The sequence below is a fragment of the Pantoea hericii genome, from assembly GCF_014155795.1.
Taxonomy (GTDB): domain Bacteria; phylum Pseudomonadota; class Gammaproteobacteria; order Enterobacterales; family Enterobacteriaceae; genus Pantoea; species Pantoea eucalypti.
Genome location: NZ_SCKV01000005.1, coordinates 244,234 through 264,586, shown reverse-complemented (window position 1 = coordinate 264,586; position 20,353 = coordinate 244,234). Strand labels below are relative to the sequence as shown.

The 20,353-nt window shown below is 56.3% G+C and carries 17 protein-coding genes; 6 read left to right on the top strand and 11 right to left on the bottom strand.

What is annotated here, in order from left to right; translation table 11 throughout:
• Positions 1–33: 33 nt before the first annotated feature.
• A complete protein-coding gene (gene dkgA / locus H7K52_RS13090; protein ID WP_003848468.1) occupies positions 34–858 on the bottom strand; it encodes a 2,5-didehydrogluconate reductase DkgA in 825 nt (274 codons plus the stop codon).
• A gap of 204 nt (positions 859–1,062) precedes the next feature.
• Here dkgA and H7K52_RS13085 point away from each other — a divergent pair, with 204 nt between their 5' ends.
• Entirely contained in the window at positions 1,063–1,971 is a 909-nt protein-coding gene (locus tag H7K52_RS13085; protein WP_008925731.1) for an AraC family transcriptional regulator, read from the top strand.
• Positions 1,972–2,021: 50 nt separating this feature from the next.
• On the opposite strand, the gene H7K52_RS13080 is transcribed toward H7K52_RS13085, so the two are convergent.
• The 5 genes from H7K52_RS13080 to H7K52_RS13060 form a co-directional block, all read right to left on the bottom strand.
• Positions 2,022–2,684: a DedA family protein gene (locus H7K52_RS13080; RefSeq protein ID WP_003848472.1), complete on the bottom strand. Its 663-nt coding sequence runs from the start codon at positions 2,682–2,684 to the stop codon at positions 2,022–2,024.
• 174 nt (positions 2,685–2,858) lie between these two features.
• Positions 2,859–4,049: a cystathionine beta-lyase gene (metC, locus tag H7K52_RS13075; RefSeq protein ID WP_078804979.1), complete on the bottom strand. Its 1,191-nt coding sequence runs from the start codon at positions 4,047–4,049 to the stop codon at positions 2,859–2,861.
• Between the two features lie 133 nt (positions 4,050–4,182).
• Positions 4,183–5,469: a TRAP transporter large permease gene (locus H7K52_RS13070; RefSeq protein ID WP_003848476.1), complete on the bottom strand. Its 1,287-nt coding sequence runs from the start codon at positions 5,467–5,469 to the stop codon at positions 4,183–4,185.
• A 13-nt stretch (positions 5,470–5,482) separates the two neighbouring features.
• Entirely contained in the window at positions 5,483–5,989 is a 507-nt protein-coding gene (locus H7K52_RS13065) for a TRAP transporter small permease (protein WP_110411002.1), read from the bottom strand.
• Positions 5,990–6,038: 49 nt separating this feature from the next.
• Positions 6,039–7,010 (bottom strand): TRAP transporter substrate-binding protein, encoded by a 972-nt coding sequence (locus H7K52_RS13060; protein ID WP_008925729.1) that lies wholly within the window; start codon positions 7,008–7,010, stop codon positions 6,039–6,041.
• Between the two features lie 350 nt (positions 7,011–7,360).
• On the opposite strand from H7K52_RS13060, the gene exbB reads away from it, so the two are divergent.
• The 3 genes from exbB (at position 7,361) to tcuC (ending at position 10,074) form a co-directional block, all read left to right on the top strand.
• Positions 7,361–8,083: a tol-pal system-associated acyl-CoA thioesterase gene (exbB, locus tag H7K52_RS13055; RefSeq protein WP_181162245.1), complete on the top strand. Its 723-nt coding sequence runs from the start codon at positions 7,361–7,363 to the stop codon at positions 8,081–8,083.
• Positions 8,084–8,089: 6 nt separating this feature from the next.
• A complete protein-coding gene (gene exbD, locus H7K52_RS13050) occupies positions 8,090–8,512 on the top strand; it encodes a TonB system transport protein ExbD (RefSeq protein WP_182630116.1) in 423 nt (140 codons plus the stop codon).
• Positions 8,513–8,748: 236 nt separating this feature from the next.
• Entirely contained in the window at positions 8,749–10,074 is a 1,326-nt protein-coding gene (gene tcuC, locus H7K52_RS13045) for an MFS transporter (protein WP_182630115.1), read from the top strand.
• On the opposite strand, the gene H7K52_RS13040 is transcribed toward tcuC, so the two are convergent.
• Genes H7K52_RS13040 through H7K52_RS13020 form a run of 5 tightly spaced genes read right to left on the bottom strand, consistent with a single transcriptional unit; the run spans position 10,071 to position 15,340 of the window.
• The gene (locus tag H7K52_RS13040) at positions 10,071–11,048 is read right to left on the bottom strand and encodes a Csu type fimbrial protein (RefSeq protein ID WP_182630114.1); all 978 of its coding nucleotides are present in this window, start codon (positions 11,046–11,048) and stop codon (positions 10,071–10,073) included. The genes tcuC and H7K52_RS13040 overlap by 4 nt on opposite strands.
• On the bottom strand, positions 11,045–13,501 hold the full coding sequence (locus tag H7K52_RS13035; protein ID WP_182630113.1) for a fimbria/pilus outer membrane usher protein: 2,457 nt from the start codon (positions 13,499–13,501) through the stop codon (positions 11,045–11,047). Before H7K52_RS13035 ends, H7K52_RS13040 begins: the two co-directional genes overlap by 4 nt.
• Positions 13,502–13,508: 7 nt before the next feature.
• Positions 13,509–14,207 carry a fimbrial biogenesis chaperone gene (locus tag H7K52_RS13030; protein ID WP_003848490.1) on the bottom strand — a complete coding sequence of 233 codons (699 nt, stop codon included), beginning with the start codon at positions 14,205–14,207 and terminating at the stop codon, positions 13,509–13,511.
• 25 nt (positions 14,208–14,232) lie between these two features.
• Positions 14,233–14,724, bottom strand: a complete 492-nt coding sequence (locus H7K52_RS13025; protein WP_008925723.1) for a Csu type fimbrial protein — start codon at positions 14,722–14,724, stop codon at positions 14,233–14,235.
• Positions 14,725–14,770: 46 nt separating this feature from the next.
• Positions 14,771–15,340, bottom strand: coding sequence for a spore coat protein U domain-containing protein (locus H7K52_RS13020; protein ID WP_033761412.1), 570 nt, complete (start codon positions 15,338–15,340; stop codon positions 14,771–14,773).
• A 543-nt stretch (positions 15,341–15,883) separates the two neighbouring features.
• Here H7K52_RS13020 and H7K52_RS13015 point away from each other — a divergent pair.
• Both H7K52_RS13015 and H7K52_RS13010 read left to right on the top strand, forming a co-directional pair.
• Complete coding sequence (locus H7K52_RS13015; RefSeq protein ID WP_182630112.1) at positions 15,884–17,968, top strand: putative bifunctional diguanylate cyclase/phosphodiesterase; 2,085 nt, start codon at positions 15,884–15,886, stop codon at positions 17,966–17,968.
• Positions 17,969–18,115: 147 nt separating this feature from the next.
• Entirely contained in the window at positions 18,116–20,260 is a 2,145-nt protein-coding gene (locus H7K52_RS13010; protein WP_182630111.1) for a putative bifunctional diguanylate cyclase/phosphodiesterase, read from the top strand.
• The last annotated feature ends 93 nt before the right edge of the window (positions 20,261–20,353 follow it).

Below are 20,353 nucleotides of genomic sequence, written 5' to 3'. Positions count from 1 at the left end.
CAGCGTGTACGCATCACCGGGCGACGCATCCCCTTAGTTAAACGTCTCCGGATCCGGACCCAGACGATTGCCGCTGTCCAGTTTCGCAATATCACTCACTTCATGCTTATCCAGACGGAAGTCGAACACCTTAAAGTTCTCTTCGATACGCGCTGGCGTCACCGACTTCGGAATCACCACCAGGCCGCTATCCAGATGCCAGCGGATCACGATCTGCGCAGGTGTCTTGCTGTATTTCTTCGCCAGCGACTTAATGATCTCCTGATCGAAGACCCCTTTGCCGCCCTGAGCCAGCGGACTCCAGGATTCGGTCTGGATCTGATGCAGCGCGTTCCACGCATGCAGCGTACGCTGCTGAAGCATCGGGTGCAGCTCAATCTGGTTTACGACTGGCGTCACACCGGTTTCATCCAGCAGGCGCTTCAGGTGCGCTTCATGGAAGTTACAGACGCCGATGCTTTTGGTCAGTCCCTGCTGCTGCAGTTCGATCATCTTCTTCCAGGCATCAACGTAGTTGTCTTTTTCCGGGCACGGCCAGTGCATCAGATAGAGATCGACCTGATCCAGTTTCAGTTTCTCCAGGCTGGTTTCCATCGCCTGCTGAACGTTCTGCTGATCGTCGTTCCACAGTTTGGTGGTCACGAAAATCTCTTCGCGCGGCACGTCGGTTTCCTGGAGCGCCTGGCCAATCGCCTCTTCATTTTTATAGGCGGCGGCAGTATCGATGGAACGATAGCCGACCTCAAGCGCTTTCAGCACCGCATGACGCGCATCTTCGATGCTGGCCTGCCATACGCCGAGTCCCAGTTGCGGCATCATATTGCCATCGCGCAGTTTGATAATGGGTTGGTCTGCCATAGTTGCTCCTTTCCGTTGCGGTTAATCCGTGAGATTTCACTGTGCTTAAGTCTAGCCAACAATTCTCAGCCTGCTTAGCTCAGTCGATAACAGCACGCCTGGTCTTATGCCCGATTCGGTAAATTTATTGCCTGATTCTCCTGGCTGCTGGCGATTCAGGCATTCGCACGGCAAACTGGCTTTTTGGCTGAAAAAGGAGTCGCTATGGCGCACGATGCACTGTGTCACCGGCTGGCACAGCAGGTCGTCACGTTAATGACCCACGGTCACGACCGTCTCTGTCCGGTCGAAAATGTGTCGCTGATTTATGCGAATCAATATCGTCCGCGTACGCCGATGATGTATCAGCCCGGCATTGTGATCCTGTTTCAGGGCAGCAAAACCGGTTATCTCGGCAGCACCGTTTTTCAGTATGACGCCAGCAAGTATCTGATGCTCACCGTGCCGCTGCCGGTGGAGTGCGAAACCTGGGCTTCGCCGGAGATACCCATTGCCGGGCTGTGCCTCAACGTCGATACCGCCAGTCTGCAGGATCTGCTGATTGAAATTGGTGATGACGATCAGTTTCAGCCGCAGCCACAGACCTCGGGCATTCACTCGGCCTGGCTGACGGAGCCGATGCTGTGTGCCGCTGAGCGACTGCTGGATGTGATGACCCAGCCGCGCGATGCGCGGGTGCTGGGGCCGCACATCGTGCGGGAAATTATCTACTATGTGCTGACCGGCCCGATTGGCGGCGCACTGCTCTCACTGGTGAGCCGACAGACGCAGTTCAGCCTGATCGCGCGCGCCCTCCGGCGGATTGAGAATCACTATGCGGAAAACCTCAGCGTCGATGCGCTGGCGGCAGAAGTGAACATGAGCGTTTCAGCCTTTCACCATAACTTCAAAGCGGTAACGCAAACCTCGCCACTACAGTATCTCAAGCGCTATCGCCTGCATCAGGCGCGATTGCTGATGCTGCACGATGGACTGAAAGCGAGTGCGGCGGCGGTGCGGGTTGGCTATGAAAGTCCTTCGCAGTTCTCGCGGGAATTTAAACGTTATTTTGGCGTGACGCCGGGGGAAGAGGTTAATCGTGTCAGGCAGACGGTGACGGATTCCTCTTTGTAGGTCGCCGATCCGGCCGCCCGGAGGCGGCGGATCCCGAGGCTGTGGGCACGTCAGGCGCGTTTCTGGCGACGCTGTTTCCAGATCACCAGAATGCTGCCGAACAGACCGAGCACCAGCAACACCATCGGCAGTATCATCAGAATCGCCATCACCTGATCTTCATGACGCTTGATGAACGGCACCTGGCTGATGCCATAGCCAAAGGTCACCACAATGCCGACCCACAGCAGACCGCTGAGCCAGTTAAACAGCTGAAAACGACTGTTCTGTAAGCCCGCAATGCCCGCCATGGTAGGCAGGATGGTGCGGATAAACGCGAGGAAGCGGCCGACCAGCAGCGCCATCAGACCGTGACGGTTAAACATATTCCAGGCGCGCTGGTGATACTGCGCGGGCAGATGCATCAGCCAGCTCTTAACCAGTCGGGTATTGCCCAGCCAGCGACCCTGCAAATAGCTCAGCCAGCAGCCGAGGCTGGCAGCTGTCGTCAGGATCACCATGGTCGGTACAAAATCCATCACCCCTTTAGCCACCATCGCGCCTGCCAGCAACAGCAGACTGTCTCCCGGCAGGAAAGAGGCGGGTAACAGACCATTTTCCAGAAACAGCGTCAGAAACATCACGCCATACACTACCCATACCACATCCGGATTTGCCAGTGCGGCAAAATCCTGATGCCAGAGCGCCTGGACAATCTCGTGTAAAACACCCATTAGCGATTCCATCACGTCACAAGGAACAATCCGTCTGCGTTCAGACAGTACAGTGAACTCACCAACAATCTGAACGATGCGGGATAAATTTTAACAACAAATGAGCCGCTGCCCGGCAAACACTGCGGGCCACCGCGACCCGGTTTATCTTCTGTTTACTTTCTGTTGAGCGACTCAGCGCGTCAGGCGCGAAAAACCGGCTTCCAGGTCAGCCAGCAGGTCATCAACATGCTCCAGGCCAATATGCAACCGCACCAGCGTGCCGGTGAAATCCACACCGCCCGCCGGACGAATCTCTGCCAGCTCTTCCGGCTGATTCGCCAGGATCAGCGATTCATAGCCGCCCCAGGAGTAAGCCATGCTGAAATGATGGAAGTGATCGAGATATTCCGCCAGCTGGGGTGTGTCTAATTTTTCCTGCAGGATAAATGAGAACAGGCCGCTGCTACCGTTAAAATCGCGCTTCCAGAATTCATGACCTTTGCTTTGCGCCAGCGCCGGGTGATTCACCCGCGCCACTTCGGGACGCGCCGCCAGCCACTCTGCCACCTGAATTGCGCTCTCTTCATGCTGGCGCAGACGGGTACCCAGCGTGCGCAGACCCCGGCTTGCCATGTAAGCGGTATCGGCATCGGCCATCTGGCCCATAAGATAGGAGTTCTCGCGCAGCTGGTCGATGCAGCGCGCATTAGCGACTGCGGTACCAATCATCGCATCGCTGTGACCAATCAGATATTTGGTGCCGGCCTGAATGGAAATATCGATACCGTGCGCCAGCGCATTAAACAGAATACCGGCCGCCCAGGTGTTGTCGATCATGATGATCGCCTCGGGCGCTTTGGCGCGTACAGCCGCCACAATCGCTGGAATATCCTGAACTTCCATGGTGATAGACGCGGGGGATTCCAGGAAAACAACCCGGGTATTCGACTGAACCAGTTCACCGATTTCGCTGCCGATGCAGTGATCGAACCAGCCCGTAGAAACCTGCAGCTTAGCCAGAATTTTCGTACAGAAGTCCTGCGTCGGTTCATAGACCGCGCCACTCATCAGCACGTGGTCACCCGCTTCAACAAATGCCAGAATCGCATTGGCCACGGCAGCCGCGCCGCAAGGGTAGAGCACGCAGCCTGCGCCGCCTTCCAGCTCGGTCATCGCATCCTGCAGCGCAAAGTGCGTCAGGGTGCCACGACGGCCATAAAAGAGTTCACCTTTTGCCCGACCGGCGGTGGCGCGTTTTTTCTCCGCAACGGTATCAAAAACCAGTGAGGAGGCCCGTTGAATCACGCTGTTCACCGAGCCCTGGGTATAACGCTTGCTGCGTCCTGCATTGACGAGCGTGGTATCAATTTTTCTGGTGGTCATGAGTCGCCTTTACCGCTTCGGACTAAGCTCTCACGTTACCACGAAACAGCCAGCAGGGTTGAGACTCAATGGTGATTATCAGAGTGCATCGCAGGAAAAAAAACGGCCCGCTCACGGGCCGTTTTTCTTTGCGTTACATCACGCCCATCAGGCGCGGTAACCAGAGCGAAATGGCGGGAATATAGGTAATCAGCATCAGAACGATAAACAGCATGCCGTAGAACGGTAGCATCGCCCCGACCACCTGCTCAATCTTCTGTTTACTTACCGCGCTGGCGACAAACAGTACTGTGCCGACCGGCGGCGTAATGAGACCGATGCCGAGATTGGTCAGCATGATCATGCCGAAGTGCACCGGATCGATGCCCAGTGAGGTCGCCACCGGCAGCAATACGGGCGTGAGAATCAGAATCAGCGGCGCCATATCCATCAGCGTGCCCACCACCAGCAGCAGGATGTTGATGCACATCAGAATCACATATTTATTATCAGAGAGGCTGGTAAAGGCTTCGGTGATCATCGTCGGCAGTTGCATGAACGTCATCACCGCACCAAACCCGGCGGCGAAAGCGATCAGCACCATCACGATGGTGACGGTTTTAATGGTACGAAACAGCAGGATATGCAGCTGATTCCATTTAAAGTCGCGATAGATAAACATGGTGACGAAAAAGGCCCAGATACAGGCGATCGCCGCGGACTCTGAGGCGGTGAAAATACCGGAGAGAATCCCACCCATGATGATGACCACGGTAAACAGGCCCCAGAACGCGTCAAAGAAAATCTTCAGCGCCTGACGAAACGGAATGCGCTCGCCTTTGGGATAGCCGCGTTTGCGTGCGAACCCCAGGCACATCACCATCAGGCAGCCTCCCAGCATCAGTCCCGGCAGGATACCTGCGACAAACAGCGAAGAGATGGTGACCATGCCGCCGGTTGCCAGCGAGTAAATCACCGAGTTGTGACTGGGTGGCGTCAGCACGGCCTGAACGGAGCCGCTGGCCGTTACCGCAGCGGCAAAATCACGCGGATAGCCTTTCTCCTCCATCTGCGGGATCATCACCGAACCAATCGAAGCGGTGTCCGCGACTGACGATCCGGAGATGGCACCAAAGAAGGTCGACGCGACGATGTTAACCAGTGAGAGGCCACCGCGAATAAAGCCGACAAAGATATAGGCGAAATTGACCAGCCGCCGGGCAATCCCACCCTCCGCCATGATCGCACCCGCAAGAATAAAGAACGGGATGGTCAGCAGCGAAAATTTGTTAATGCCATTAGTTATCTGAATCACCACCGCTTCCAGGGGCAGATCGATCCACCAGGCGCCGATAAAAGCGCTCAGGCCGACCGCAAACGCGACCGGAAACCCCACCAACAGCAACACCAGCAAACTGCCTATCAAGATTAATGCATCCATCTTCTGCTCCGGATTAGTGGGTGCCGCCCAGTGTGACAATGGGTCGCTGACTTTGATCGCCGGTCAGCAATCGCTCAACAACAAACAGCAGGGTGAAGATCGCGCCAATCGGGATCGGCAGATACATTTCGCCGTAGGTCACCGCCGGCAGTGAGGCGAGCGTCTGCACCCACATCGCTTCACACAGGCTGTAACTGGCCTGGAAGATCACCAGACAGGTGATGATCATCAGCAGATCGCAGACCCGCAGCATCAGGCGCTGGCGGGCAGGTGACAGACGATCAGTGACCATTGACACGCAGATATGTGTTCCGGCACGAAAGCCGACCGGCGCGCCGATAAAAGTGAATATGATCATGCAGATAATGGCGACCGGTTCTGGCCAGGAGAGTGCGCCGTTCATCACGTAACGGGCGAAGATGCCAACAGGAATGACCGTCACCATGATCAACAGCGCCACGGCGGCCACCAGCATGCACAGCAGATAAAGCCCATCCATCAGACGCGTATAAGCAGACATAATTAATACCTGATTTAGCACGCCACACGGCAGTGTGGCGCGGGAAGGGTTATTTCACGTCGGCGATTCGGGTCATCAGATCCTGATATTTGCCGCCGAATTGATCGCGCACCGGCTGGGTAGCCTTAACGAAGTAGTCGCGGTCGGTCTGCTGGAAGGTCACGCCACCGGACTTCATTTTGGCGATCGACTGTTCGGTGTAGGTCGCCCAGAGCTGACGCTCTTCATCCTGTGCCTCTTTACCGAGCTTTTTCAGCAGTGTCTGATCGTCGGGTTTCAGGCGATCCCAGGCACGTTTCGAAAACAGAATCATCTCTGGCTGAATAAAGTGGCCGGTGAGGGTGTAGTACTTCGCGACCGGCATGTAGTTGTGGGCGACAAAGGTAGGTGGGTTGTTCTCGGTGCCATCGACCACGCCGGTCTGCATCGCACTAAAGACTTCGCTGACGCCCATTGCCACCGGATTTGCGCCCATCGCTTTCAGCGTCGCCAGTGAAATGGCGCTGTTCTGCACCCGGATCTTCATACCTTTAAGATCGTCGGGTTTTGCCAGCGGCTTCTTGGTGATCATGTTGCGCTCACCGGCATCCGTCCAGCCCAGGAAGACCATGCGGGCGTTGGGATCCTTATCAAACTTGCTGGCAATCTCGCTGCCTATCTCACCATCCAGCACTTTATGCATGTGGTCGATGTCGCGAAAAACGTAGGGCAGGGTCAGCACGCTGGTTTCCGGGGCGATAGACGTGACCGGAGCCAGTGAGACGCGGATCATATCGATGGCGCCCAGCTGCACCTGTTGCAGCGTCTGGTCTTCATCACCCAGCACGCCACCGGCGTAGATCTTCATCTCCAGCCGTCCATCTGTGGCCTGTTTGAGTTTGTCGCCCATGTGTTGCAGGGCAACCACAGTGGGATAGCCGGCTGGCTGCACTTCAGCGACTTTAATCACCTGTGCCGTGGCGGTGGAACTTATCATGATTGCCGCCAGGGCACTGGCCAGGCATGTTTTTGTCAGTCTCATTATTTTGTCTCCCGCAGAGGTAGGACGGCCTGGAGTCTGGGCTAACCGCAGAGTGCCGTGTGGAGCCAGCATAGTGAAAATGCGTCTGAGTAAAATGCAGTAATGTTGATTGAATGAATGGCGTCACATTTTGAAACGTTGTTTTAATAAATTTTCATGCAGCTTCACATTTTCGAAACGTCCCTGACGGAAAGTGTGCAAAGCTGGTCAAAGCGAGGTCTGTGACCAGGGTTGGGTTTGTAAATACTAATGAGAACTACTATCAATTCGCCGCCATTTTGCTATTATTCGCGCTTGTTTCGCATCCCTGAATCAGAAGTTGGAGAAGCAGCGTGGTAGCCAGTGATTTGATGCAAACGGACCTCTCCGTTTGGGGCATGTATCAACATGCCGATATCGTGGTAAAGGTCGTCATGATTGGCCTGTTGTTGGCATCGGTCGTGACATGGGCAATCTTTTTCGGCAAATATGCTGAACTCAGCGCCGCTAAGCGCCGCCTGAAGCGTGAGCAACTGGCGCTGGGCGAAGCCCGTAGTCTTAATGACGCCGCCCGCATTGCTCAGTCGTTTACCGGTCACAGCCACAGCGTCGTGCTGCTGAACGATGCGCAGAATGAACTCGAATTGTCGGCAGGTGTGGAAGATACCAACGGCATTAAAGATCGCACCAGTTTCCGCCTTGAGCGCCGCGTGGCTGCTTTCAGCCGCCATGCAGGCCGGGGCAATGGCTTCCTGGCAACCATCGGCTCTGTCGCCCCGTTTATTGGTCTGTTCGGCACTGTCTGGGGCATCATGAACAGCTTTATCGGTATTGCGAAAACCCAGACGACGAACCTTGCGGTGGTGGCACCGGGTATCGCAGAAGCGCTGCTGGCAACGGCGGTGGGTCTGGTCGCTGCGATTCCGGCGGTGGTGATTTACAACGTCTTTGCCCGCATGATCGCTAACTACAAAGCCTCGCTGGGTGATGTTGCCGCTCAGGTGATGCTGTTGCAGAGTCGTGACATCGACCTGGGCACTGTGGCCAAAGAGGTTCCACGTCCCGCGACCGCCCAGAAACTGCGCTTAGGGTAAGCTGTTATGGCCATGCGATTAAACGACGATCTGCAAACCGACGGTGAAATGCATGAGATTAACGTGACGCCGTTTATCGACGTCATGCTGGTTCTGCTGATCATCTTTATGGTAGCCGCGCCACTGGCGACGGTCGACGTGCGCGTCAATCTGCCCGCCTCAACCAGCGCGCCGCAGCCGCGCCCGGAGAAGCCAGTTTATTTGTCTATTAAAGCGGATAAGCAGCTCTACGTCGGTAACAATCAGGTTACGCCTGACTCGCTGGTGAACGTGCTGACCAGCCAGACGCAGGGCAACAAAGAGACGACGATTTTCTTCCAGGCGGACAAGTCGGTGGATTATGAAACCCTGATGAGCGTCATGGATAAACTGCGCACGGCGGGCTATCTGAAAATCGGGCTGATGGGCATGGAAACCGTGAAGAAATAGCGAATTATCGGGCATCCTTAGAAGGCGACTATTGAGGTCGCCTTTTTTTATGCTGGCTCTCTGACCACATAAAATCGGGTCAAGCAGTGCTCAAGCCGATCACTTATGCTGCCTGATTCGGATTGTTAATTTGTTGTTACTTATGTACATAGATTTGTAAATTGCAATGGTGACTCACGTCACATTAATCCCGCTTCAGTCAGGCTAAAACGGCTAAAAAACAATAGGAAGCCGTTATGAGTCACACCCCGTCTTTACAAAAGCCGCCGAAAAGTGCTGCCCGAACTATCTTCAACGTCACCAGTGGTAACTTCCTGGAGATGTACGACTTCATGGTGTTTGGCTACTACGCGACCGCCATTTCAAAAACCTTCTTCCCGGGTGATGACCCGTTTGCTTCCCTGATGCTGACCCTGATGACCTTTGGTGCCGGCTTCCTGATGCGCCCGCTGGGGGCGATCATTTTAGGTGCCTACATCGACCATCATGGGCGCCGTAAAGGCCTGTTGCTGACGCTGGGCTTAATGGCGATTGGTACCCTGACCATTGCGGTGGTACCGGGTTACGCTACCTTAGGCGTGGCAGCACCGATTCTGATTCTGCTGGGGCGTCTGTTGCAGGGCTTCTCGGCGGGGGTTGAGCTGGGTGGCGTATCGGTCTATCTGGCCGAAGTTGCACCCAAAGGACGCAAAGGCTTCTTCGTGAGCTGGCAGTCGGGCAGTCAGCAGATTGCGGTGATCTTTGCTGCCCTGCTGGGCCTGATGCTGAATCATCTGCTGGCGAAAGAAGCGGTAACGGAGTGGGGCTGGCGTATCCCGTTTGTGGTTGGCTGTCTGATTGTGCCGTTCCTGTTCTATATCCGCCGGATGCTGGAAGAGACTGAAGCGTTCAGTAAACGTAAACATCACCCGAGCATGACGGAAATCATGCAGTCGGTCGCCAGCAACTGGGCGCTGGTGCTGGCGGGCATGCTGATGGTGGTCACCACCACGGTGATGTTCTACATGATCACCGCTTTTACGCCGACCTTTGGCAAAACTGTATTGATGATGAGCGACAAGCAGGCGTTTCTGGTGACGCTCTGTGTGGGTGTTTCCAACCTCTTCTGGCTGCCGCTGATGGGTACGCTGTCGGACCGCGTGGGACGACGTCCGCTGCTGATTATTTTTACCCTGCTGATGATTGCCACCACCTGGCCGGTGCTTCACTGGATGGTGGGATCGGCCAGCTTCGCTCACCTGCTGGAAGCTGAGCTGTGGCTGTCGTTTCTCTATGCCAGCTATAACGGTGCGATGGTGGTTTATCTGGCAGAAATTATGCCTGCTGAAGTGCGCGCTGCCGGTTTCTCCATGGCTTACAGTCTGGCAACGGCGCTATTTGGCGGCTTTACACCTGCCATCTCCAGCTATCTGATTCACGCCACCGGTGACAAAGCGATGCCTGGCGTCTGGCTCACCTTTGCGGCGGTCTGCGGGCTGATCGGTACGCTGTTGATTGGCCGGATGGTGAAGCAGTATCAGCGGCGTCACAGCGCCACAACGACGGTCAGCGCGTCACTTTAAAACGATAAATCGACGACCACGCTGTCGCTGTAATTTCCCGCAGGCGGCGTGTTCTGAGTGGTCAGGATGCGCGCGGTGTAGTTAAAGCCGCGCGTCAGTCCATCCGCTGATACCGCTGTCGAGGTGGTACTGCTCCAGCGTTCAGTGCCTGCCGCTCCCCAGCGATTGCTGGTGGCACTTTTATAAATCTCATAACTCAGACGGTTCGCTCCGCTCGCCATGTTCCTGACGCTGCCCGCCGGATAACTGCCATTGTTCAGCCCGACGGTATAGGTACTGCCTTTACTGCACAGCACGTTAATGGTCTGTGATACAGCGGAGAAGCTACTCACCAGCGGCGCACTGCCAAAGCTGATGTTGGGTGCGGTGATCGTCGTGCAATCGTTGGTGAGGACAGCGGTAACGTTAATCGGAATCACGCCGCTGCCTTTCTGCTCGCTTAAACAGAGATTACCCACGCCAATGCTGGTGCAGATGCGGTAAGTCACAGCCATATTTAGCGTAACGGAATAGGTTCCCGCTGCAACCACCTGACCGGGAACAGTGCGCAGATAGACGGGAAGGGCAAAGTTAAGACTGCCCAGCAAACCTGCCAGATTTATCAGGGTTTGTGAGCTGTAAACAAACGGCGTGCTGCCAATCGTCAGTTCGCTGGCGCAGGCGCTGTCGGTGCAGAGCCGTACTGGCACATTATCGCTGCCGGTGTCACCACTGCGTTTCAGGACGCCCCGTGTGCCGCTGATATTGGTCGCGCCGGTCAGCTGAAACGTTATCTGGTTATTGCCAAGCAGTGACAACGCCGAGCCTGCGCCACAGTTGACGTTGGCGTTAGTGGTCACCGAGCTGACGGTGGTATTCGCCACAAACGTCGTGACCGAGCCGAAGCTGGCGGTCGACGCGGGCAGACCGCAGGCGGCGTAGCTCAGCGACGGCAGTGTCAGCAGCAGGGCAGCCAATAACAGAGATTTGATCATGGTTGGGTTCCGGACGTGAAAGATTCAGCGGGAGAGGCGGCGCTGCCTGCGGCGGGCGCGGGCAGCGCGCAGGTCAGAGGGCCATAGGTTTTCAGCGCCTGCGGCTGACCGCTGGCGATGCGCAGTTCGGTTTCACAGCGGCGGCCATCGGGCGTCACCACCTCCATCGGGTTTCTGGCAGTGAGATTTTCCATCCAGACGATGCCATCCCAGCCGACATACTCAGTGGCATGATCCGCACGCTGTACCAGGCTTGAGACTGGCAGCGGCTGGCCCTGTGCATCAACCAGAATCACGCTGGCAGAGCGCAGTTTTTCCACCGGGAAGTTAAGCAGGTAGCCGCTCTGACGTTTCACCGCAAAACGCTGCTCAACATGGGGCGTGGTCATATCGGCGGGCAGGTCGAGGGTGTCGATATCATATTTGGCCGGGTAGTAGCTGCTGATGGCGGGGACCAGCAGATAGCCCTGTTGGTTAGTGCGTCCCATCGACTGATTTTCATAGCGGACATTAACGTCGGGATAGCCCGTTTTCACCAGCACAAAAGCGTCGTTGATGGCGTTGGCGGCAAAGACGCTGTTGTCCATTAATACCAGTGCACCGGCGACATCGGCCCACTGAGTCAGATTGTCATCATCACCGTAGAAGCCCCCCGAGGTGTCGATATGGTTATTGCGGTAGCGCAGACTGCCCTGCCGGTAGTCGCCACTGTCGCCACTGTCGCCACTCTGATTCGCCCATGAGGCATCCCAGGCGAATCCACCGTCGCTGGGCATGGCACTGGAGGCATAGAGACGCTGGCTATCGCGACCGCGTTGATCGCGCTCGGTGCTGATCGCCGCGCTGCCCTGCTCGCCAAACGGGATCACCAGCGAGAGCGCACCGGTCCAGCTCTTCTCCTCCTGATCGCGGCTGGCGGAGACATAGAGGCTGCTGTTTCCCCACAGATTCTTACTCCATGAGAGGTTCCACAGGCGGGTGCGATCGCCCTGGCCGTCGGTGATATCGATGAAGGCGGCGCCGACGCTGCCAAAGCGGTTCAGTGAGATGCTGGCGCTGTATTGGGCAGTGCGGCGCGATAGCGTGTAACGGCTATCCGCCTGACTACCGGCACGGCTGCCGACCAGGGCCAGATTGCCAAAGTCGCTGCTGCGCTGGGTCTGCTGCGTGCCGATGTTGAACCAGCGATTGTTGTACTGATAGCCCCAGCTATATTGCCTGCCGCTGTCGCCATCAAGATGACTTTGTGCCACCGCGCCGTTAACCACGCCCCAGCTGCCAACCCGAAGCTGACCTCCCAGCCCACCCATCGCCAGATTTTCGCTGCCCTCGGCGTGACTCTCCAGCGTCAGCCAGTCGGTTATGCCGTAGCGATATGAGCCACTGGCGGCAGCCGCACCGTAATCGAAGTTTTTAATGCCGTAATTTTCGCGAATCGCCCCGGCGGAGATAGCGTAGTCAGCCAGCCCCGATTTCAGCAGATTGCTGGAGACATAAAACGGCATGGTGGTGGTGACGCGTCGGCCGACCGCATCCGTGGTGGTGATCACCGCGTCACCCGCACCATTGACGAATGGCACATTGGTTAATGACCAGGGGCCAGGCTGCACATTTGCCTGACCGGAGCGATAGCCATTGATAAAGAGATCGACGGTGGAGGGGACTGCAGCCTGGCCAGAGAAGGCGGGTAGCGGATAGGTCACCAGGTCAGGACGGACGCTGAAGTCGCGACCCACACTGATGCCGCCGAGTCGGATGCTGCTGCTCCAGGCAAGCGAGTCAGTCACCAGATCCCCGACCCGCCAGCTCATCACCGCGTTCTCATCTTCATTGCTCCACCAGCTGTCGTAACGGATATAACCGTTGTCCTGATAAGCGGGGCTGCCTTCCAGCTGCTGCTGCCAGACGCCGTTGGTAGAGACGTGTCCGGCATCACCGAACAGGCGCAGTTCGTTCCAGGCAGAAAGCCGGGTGCCGGTGGTATCGGTACGGCTGGCGTAGAGATCGTAGTTAATCAGCGCGCCGGCGCTGGTGCGCCCCGGATAGCGCGGTCCGTTCTTCGCCTCGCCAATCACCTGACCGGGAAGCCATTCCGGTGGTACGGTGAGCAGCAGCCGCTGACGGGCGGCGTCATATTCCACACTGACGGATTGCAGGCTGCTGACATCGATCTGCGCCTGCTCACCCAGCTTATCCAGTGGCAGACCGGCACGTTGCAGATCGCCGCTACGCAGCCAGAAATGGTCGTTGCGCTGCTCGACTGGCACAATGTTGCCGTTTTCCTGCTGGTTAATCACCAGCTCCAGCATATATTGCTGACCGCTGCTGCTGGTCTGCAGGCTGTGCGGTGGCGGCAGGGATGAATAGGTCTCCGCCAGCACAGGATCCGGCGTTAAGGCGTAAATGACGCTGGCTACCGTCAGCGCGCAGGGATGCAGGGAAAAAGGTCTCATTCAGCGCTTATTTCTGGGCAGCGCTGCGCCACGGGCTCTTGTTGACCTCTGCAGTGAGTTCGCCGCTGACCGGCGTGGTGAGTGGCCAGCGATATGTGCTGTCCGCGAGCACATAGCCATATAAACCGTCGCCCAGTCTGCGACCGCCGATAGTCACATTGCTCAGTCGGGCATGGCCATTGCCGCTGTTGGTCAGCTGCAGCCAGCGCTTGCCTCCCTCGCTAATCTGTTGCCAGCGCAGAGCCGGACGGGCGCTGTCGGTGGAGAGCCCGGTGCCATACACGAACAACGGCACTGAGTAACGCATCTGAAAGGTCAGCCCGGCCTGATTCTCGCCAGGATTGCGCGGCGTGGGAATCTCATCCAGCACCACCCGATAAGCCTGCTCTTTACCGGCCGCAGGCGGCGTCTGTTTAATCAGTCTGACCAGCTGTTTTTGTCCTGGCTCCATTCGCACCATTGGCGGGCTGGCGACCACCCGCTGCTGGGTCTGGTACTGTTCCTGTCCATTGATTTGCTGCCAGCTGAAAACACGGATCTGCATCATCGTGGTCGTGTTACCGCGATTCTCCAGCCAGAGTTCGCTGGCTTTCTCTTCAGGATTAATGGCGGGATCGATAGGCCATATCATCACAGAGTTAGCAGCAAAGGCTGCATGGAAAAGGGGAGAACTTAACAGCAACAGCAGGGCGCGCAGTGGCTTCATGATCGTATCCTTGTTTTCTATCGCCTCACCAGCTCAGGGTGACGGTCAGCGTATCGGTATAAACGCCGGCGCGCGCAGTGCCGGGCAGTTGCAGCTGGCCATAGATCGGCAGCGTAATGTTATTAGCATTGCTATAGCTCAGCGGCACCGCCTGATTGACCGGGATCACCGTGGTGCGGCTGGCATTACTAAAGAGCGTATAGGGAACGGTATTGCTGAAGTTGGGCAGTTTCAGGTTGCGGGTGGTCGTGAAGTTGGCGCCCTGATTAATGCTCATGCTCAGCGTGGTGCCCGGCGTGCAGGCAAGATTTATCGAGGTACTCTGCACAAAGCTGGCGCTGGCGGGAGTGGCCGCCACGCCAGACTGTGTGCCAAAGTTAAGTGTGCCGAAAACACCGGTATTGGTTCCGGATATTACGCAGCCTGCCACGACAGAAGCCGTGACCTGAAAGGTGCTGGTGGGCAGGCCCCAGGCGCTGAAACACCTTATCAGCAGAGGCAGACCGCATGCGATCATCAGGCTGGATCGCCAGAGAACCACCCTTATCTACCTGCGACAGTCGTTAATAGTTCACGGCAACGTTAATCGTATCGGTATAAGTTCCGGCAGGAATCAGGGGATTAAAACCGCCGCCAATAACCCGGCCATAAATGGCGTAGTTGGTGCCCAGTGTTGGGTCCGTGGTTCCACTGGCGGCGATTGGCGTATTGTTGGCGATAGCCGTGGTAAAAGAGGCGTCACTGTAGAGGGTATAGGCGATGCCCTGTGCATTATCCGATCCCAGAACCAGATAACGTGGTGATGCAGAGGCGGTGCCATAAATGGTCGCTGGCGCAGTATTGCTGCTGGTCACCACCACGTTATAGTCCTGACCCGTGGTACAGCGGACAAAAATACCGTTACCCGCCGCACCGACCAGCGTGGCGTTCAGGGTGTCGAAGGTCGCTGCACTGCTACCAAAATTCAGGGTACCGAAGTTAACGCCCGCCGTAGCTGACTGACCGTTAACCAGGCAACCCGTGGTCAGCGTTAACGTGGCATTGATGGTTCCCGAGGTCGTTGCCGCCTGGGTTAAGGGTGTCATTGCGACAGTTAATCCTGCAGCGGCACACAGAAAAAGCTTGAGTTTCATAATATTTCCTTACGGATTATCGAGAGTCAGTGCTTTTTCACCCGGTGTTTATTAACGATTCAACTCAAAATGATGAAATAAAAATTACAAGGCGGTTAGTGCCACTGTCCTGAGGAAAATCTTAGACTTAAGAATGATGATTTATATTAGTTTTACTTACTATAGATCAGTTAAAGCGTTACGCGAAGCCCTGCCAGTTATTTTTCATTAATCAAATGGCCTAAGTGGCCGATAACCCAGTAACAGCAAGCCATAAAAGCAAGAAAGAAAAAGAAAACTCTTTGTTTTTTCGGTCTCTGGCATGCTTTCCGCTTCGGTGATATGTTCCTTTACCAATCAGACATAATAACGATTTACCGGCTGTCTCAGCAGGCGGGAAATAAGATGCAGGTTTAAAATGCCCTGCGTCTGGGGGCGCGCTTTACCGGGCCTCCGGGATAACAAAAAACCGAAATTTAATGACTTTCACCCAATGGGTGTTTTTTGAATCATTTTCTGACTTTACACAGCACCCGTTTCTCAGCGGGTGGTGAGGAGCTGCACATGTTGCTTGTCACCTGGGATAGCGTTTTGATCTGCGTTTCGCTGATCGTCGCGTTTATTGCCTCATTTACAGCGCTGGATACTGCCGGAAGGGTGGCGGTATCCCGTGGCTGGAGCGCCCGATTCTGGTTGCTGGCAGGCGGTACTGCGATGGGGATTGGCGTCTGGGCAATGCATTTCATTGGTATGCTGGCGATGATGATGCCGATGACGATGCGCTATGACACGCGGCTGACGATACTCTCGCTGCTGGTGGCGATCATGGCGTCAATGTTTGCTTTTGGCCAGACAGCAGGCGGCCTGCATCTCACCCGTTATCGGTTACTGCGCGGCACACTGATCCTGAGTTCAGGGATTGTCGTGATGCACTACCTCGGCATGTATGCGCTGCTGATTGAGCCGCGACCTGAGTGGAATCAGCTGCGGGTAGTGCTCTCCGTGATCATTGCGTTTGTTGCTTCGGGCGTGGCGCTGTGGCTGGCGTTTCATCTGCGCCAGGGTGACCATCATCTGCTGCTGATGCGGGGACTGGCCTCACTGGTGATGGGTATGGCCATTGCTGGTATGCATTATGTCGGCATGTCGGCAGCCCGATTCAGCGAGAGCAGTATGATGCAGCCGGGTGGTGTGAGCAATCCAGGACTGGCGGTTTGGGTAACGCTCATTACGCTGATTATTCTGGGCATTACGCTGCTGAGTTCCATGCTGGATGCCCAACTGCGTGCCGCGCGACTGGCGACCCGACTCAGACACGCTAACCAGGAACTGCGTCAGCTGGCAATGCATGACAATCTGACCGCGCTACCCAATCGGGCCATGCTGGAGCAGCAGCTCGATCTGGCGATTAAACAGGCTATGCTCAACGAAAATCGCTTTGCCGTGATCTACATGGATCTTGATGGGTTCAAAGCGGTCAATGACACCTGGGGACACCACGTCGGTGATCGGTTGCTGGTGGCCGTGTCGGAACGGCTGCGTAGCCAGCTCAGCAACACGATGCTGCTGGTGCGTCTGGGAGGCGATGAATTTGTACTGATGGCGGAGACATGTGATATCACTCCAGCCCGTCAGCTGGCGCAAAAACTGGTCAAAGTGATCAGTACGCCGTTTGAACTGGATCGCTATGTGTTACACGTTTCCCTCAGTGCGGGCATTGCGATATTCCCGCTGCACGGTCGTAACCGGCAGGAGCTGTTATTCAATGCCGACTCGGCGATGTACCACACTAAACACAGCGGACGTAACGGCTGGTGCCTGTTTGAGCCGGCGATGAGTGATGCAACGCAGCATCAGCTGGCGCTGGCAAACGATCTGTGGGAGGCGATCGATCGGCAACAGATGCGACTCTTTTATCAGCCCAAATTCCGTTCCGGCGGCACACGGCTAATGGGATTTGAAGCACTGCTGCGCTGGCAGCATCCGCAACGCGGGTTGCTGACGCCTGAGCTGTTTCTGCCGCGCGCCGAAAAAACTGGCCAGATCGTTGCACTGGGCAACTGGGTGATGGATGAGGCCTGCCGTCAGCTGAAAATCTGGCATAACCAGGGCAACAGCGACTGGACGGTCTCGGTCAATCTCTCCGCGTTGCAGTTTCACCAGCGTGATTTACTCCACACGCTGATGCAGACGCTGGCGCGTTACCAGTTGTCAGGCAGCGCACTGATGCTGGAAATCACGGAAGCGATTGCCATGCGTGATCCCCTCTTCAGCCAGCAACGTATTCGTGAACTGCAGCAGGCGGGCGTCAGTGTGGCCATTGATAATTTTGGCATCGGCTATGCCAACCTGTTGCATCTGAAAGATCTGGATGCCAGCGAACTCAAAATCGACCGCAGCTTTATTAACTGCCTGCGACCCGGCAGTGAAGATGCGACCGTGGTCAGCGCCATGCTGACCCTGGCGCAGAGTCTTAACCTGCGCATGGTGGCGGAAGGGGTTGAGACAGAAGAGCAGCAGCACCTGCTCACCAGCCTGGGCTTTGATGCGCTGCAGGGATATCTGCTGGGCAAGCCGACGCCAGCGGATCGCATAGAGGCGTTTCGTTTTGCCGGACTGCGACCCCCTCTGGCATCAGCATCCGTCTGACGCTGACGATAGATTTCAGCACTCAGAGTGAGTGGAAAGATGCAGGGTTCGCGGCTCATTAACCGGCGGGCAGTGCCGATAATTAAGAAAAGAAGTTTTAAAAATCCCTTACCTAAACACAAGCACGGCTTTTCGCGGGAACGCACTATGTTAGCAACCTCATACGACTCTTTTATCGTCATCGTCTCCGTTCTTGTCGCGATGCTGGCTTCGTTTACCGCCTTAGATATGGCGGGACGGGTGGTGCACTCCACGGGCAAAGTCGCGCTGGTCTGGCTGTTTGGCGGCGGTTTCTCCATGGGCATCGGCATCTGGGCGATGCACTTCATTGGCATGTTGTCGATGAACATGGAGATGGTGATGAGCTACAACGCCGGGCTGACCGCCTTCTCCGCTGCCATCGCGGTCTGCGCATCGATATTTGCCCTGTGGCTGGTCTGCAGTGGCGATTTGCCCCTGCCGCGCCTGGCGGGCGGCGCACTGATTCTCGGCAGCGGCGTCGTGGCGATGCACTATACCGGGATGGCAGCCCTGATGTTCTCGCCGGGTATTGTCTGGCGGTGGGGCTGGATAGGCCTTTCGGTGGTGATCGCGCTCGCCGCTTCTGGCGCAGCGCTGTGGCTGGCGTTTAACCTGCGTGAAGGTCAGACTGGCCGGGTGACCCTGCTGCGTATTGGCGCATCCGTAGTGATGGGCTGTGCGATTGCGGGCATGCACTACACCGGCATGATGGCGGCAGAGTTTCCCGCTCACAGCCATTCGATGGGGCAGGGCGTTAACAGTAACTGGCTGGCGATTCTGGTCACGGTAGTCACTATCTCAATCCTGGGGATTACTCTGCTGGTCTCGATGCTGGATGCGCGGATGCAGGCGCGCACCTCCATTCTCGCCAGCTCACTGGCTGAAGCGAACCGCGAGCTGGCACAGCTGGCGCTGCACGACAATCTGACTCGCCTGCCAAACCGCATTCTGCTGGAAGATCGACTGGAACAGGCGATCAACAAAGCCAATCGTGAGCAGACGCTGTTTGCCCTGATGTTTATGGATCTGGACGGATTTAAGGCGGTTAACGACGCGTTCGGGCATCACATTGGCGACCGTCTGCTGGTGGGTGTGACCGAGCGGATGAGCCAGCAGATGGCTGGCTATTACACGCTGGCGCGACTCGGCGGTGATGAGTTTGTACTGCTGGTGGAGATCGACGATCCCAACGATGCGGCGGCCATTGCCGATAAACTGGTGAAAGCGGTGGACCGTCCGTTTGATATCTCACGCTATGAGCTGGTGGTCTCGCTGAGCCTCGGCATCGCTGTCTATCCTGGCGATGGCGAGGATGAGCGTGAACTGATGTTCAACGCCGATGCGGCGATGTATCACACCAAAAATAATGGCCGCAATGGTTACACCTTTTTTCAGCCCTCAATGAACATTCAGGCGCAGAGCCAGCTTCAGCTGAACAATGATCTCTGGCAGGCGCTGGATAACAATGAGCTGCGCCTGTTCTATCAGCCAAAATATTGCGCGCCACGCGGCCCGCTTCTTGGTTTCGAAGCGCTGCTGCGCTGGGAACATCCAAAGCGGGGTCTGTTATCGCCTGACAAATTTCTGCCAATGGCGGAAAAAACCGGGATGATTGTCAACATCGGCAATTGGGTGATTAATGAAGCGTGTCGCCAGTTGCGCCAGTGGCATTTGCAGGGCCATACGGACTGGTCAGTGGCGGTGAACCTGTCGGCGCTGCAGTTTGAGCAATCGAATCTGGTAGAGACAGTGGTAGATGCGCTGGCAAAACATCAGATTCCGGCCGAACTGTTGACGCTGGAGGTGACGGAAACCACTGCGATGCGCGATCCCGATGAGAGTGTGCGTATTCTCACCCAGCTGACTCAGCTTGGGGTGAAAGCCTCGATTGATGACTTTGGCACCGGCTACTCCAGCCTGCTCTACCTGAAAAGGCTACCGGCCAGCGAACTTAAGATCGATCGGGCCTTTGTGAATGAACTCCAGCATCAGCCGGAAGATGCCACCATCGTGTCGGCGATTGTGGCACTGGCGCAGTCACTGCAATTGAAAGTGGTGGCCGAGGGCGTTGAAACCGCTGAACAGCAGGCCTTTCTGACCGGCCTGGGTTGCAATACGCTGCAGGGCTTCCTGCTGGGCAGGCCGGTTCCCGCGGAACAGGTGCCGGAGCTGGCTAACTTTGTGGTAGCAGAAGACGAAGAGGTCGTTACGGATATCCGCCAGATGAGTGAAGCTGAACCGCTGCTGACACCGCAGGTTGCTGCGATCTGACACACCTGACACAGCGTAGCATCCGCGTGAATTGAGACGATAAGCGATTCGCACCGCCTGTCATTGATCGCCTGCCGTGGTAAAGTCTCGCGG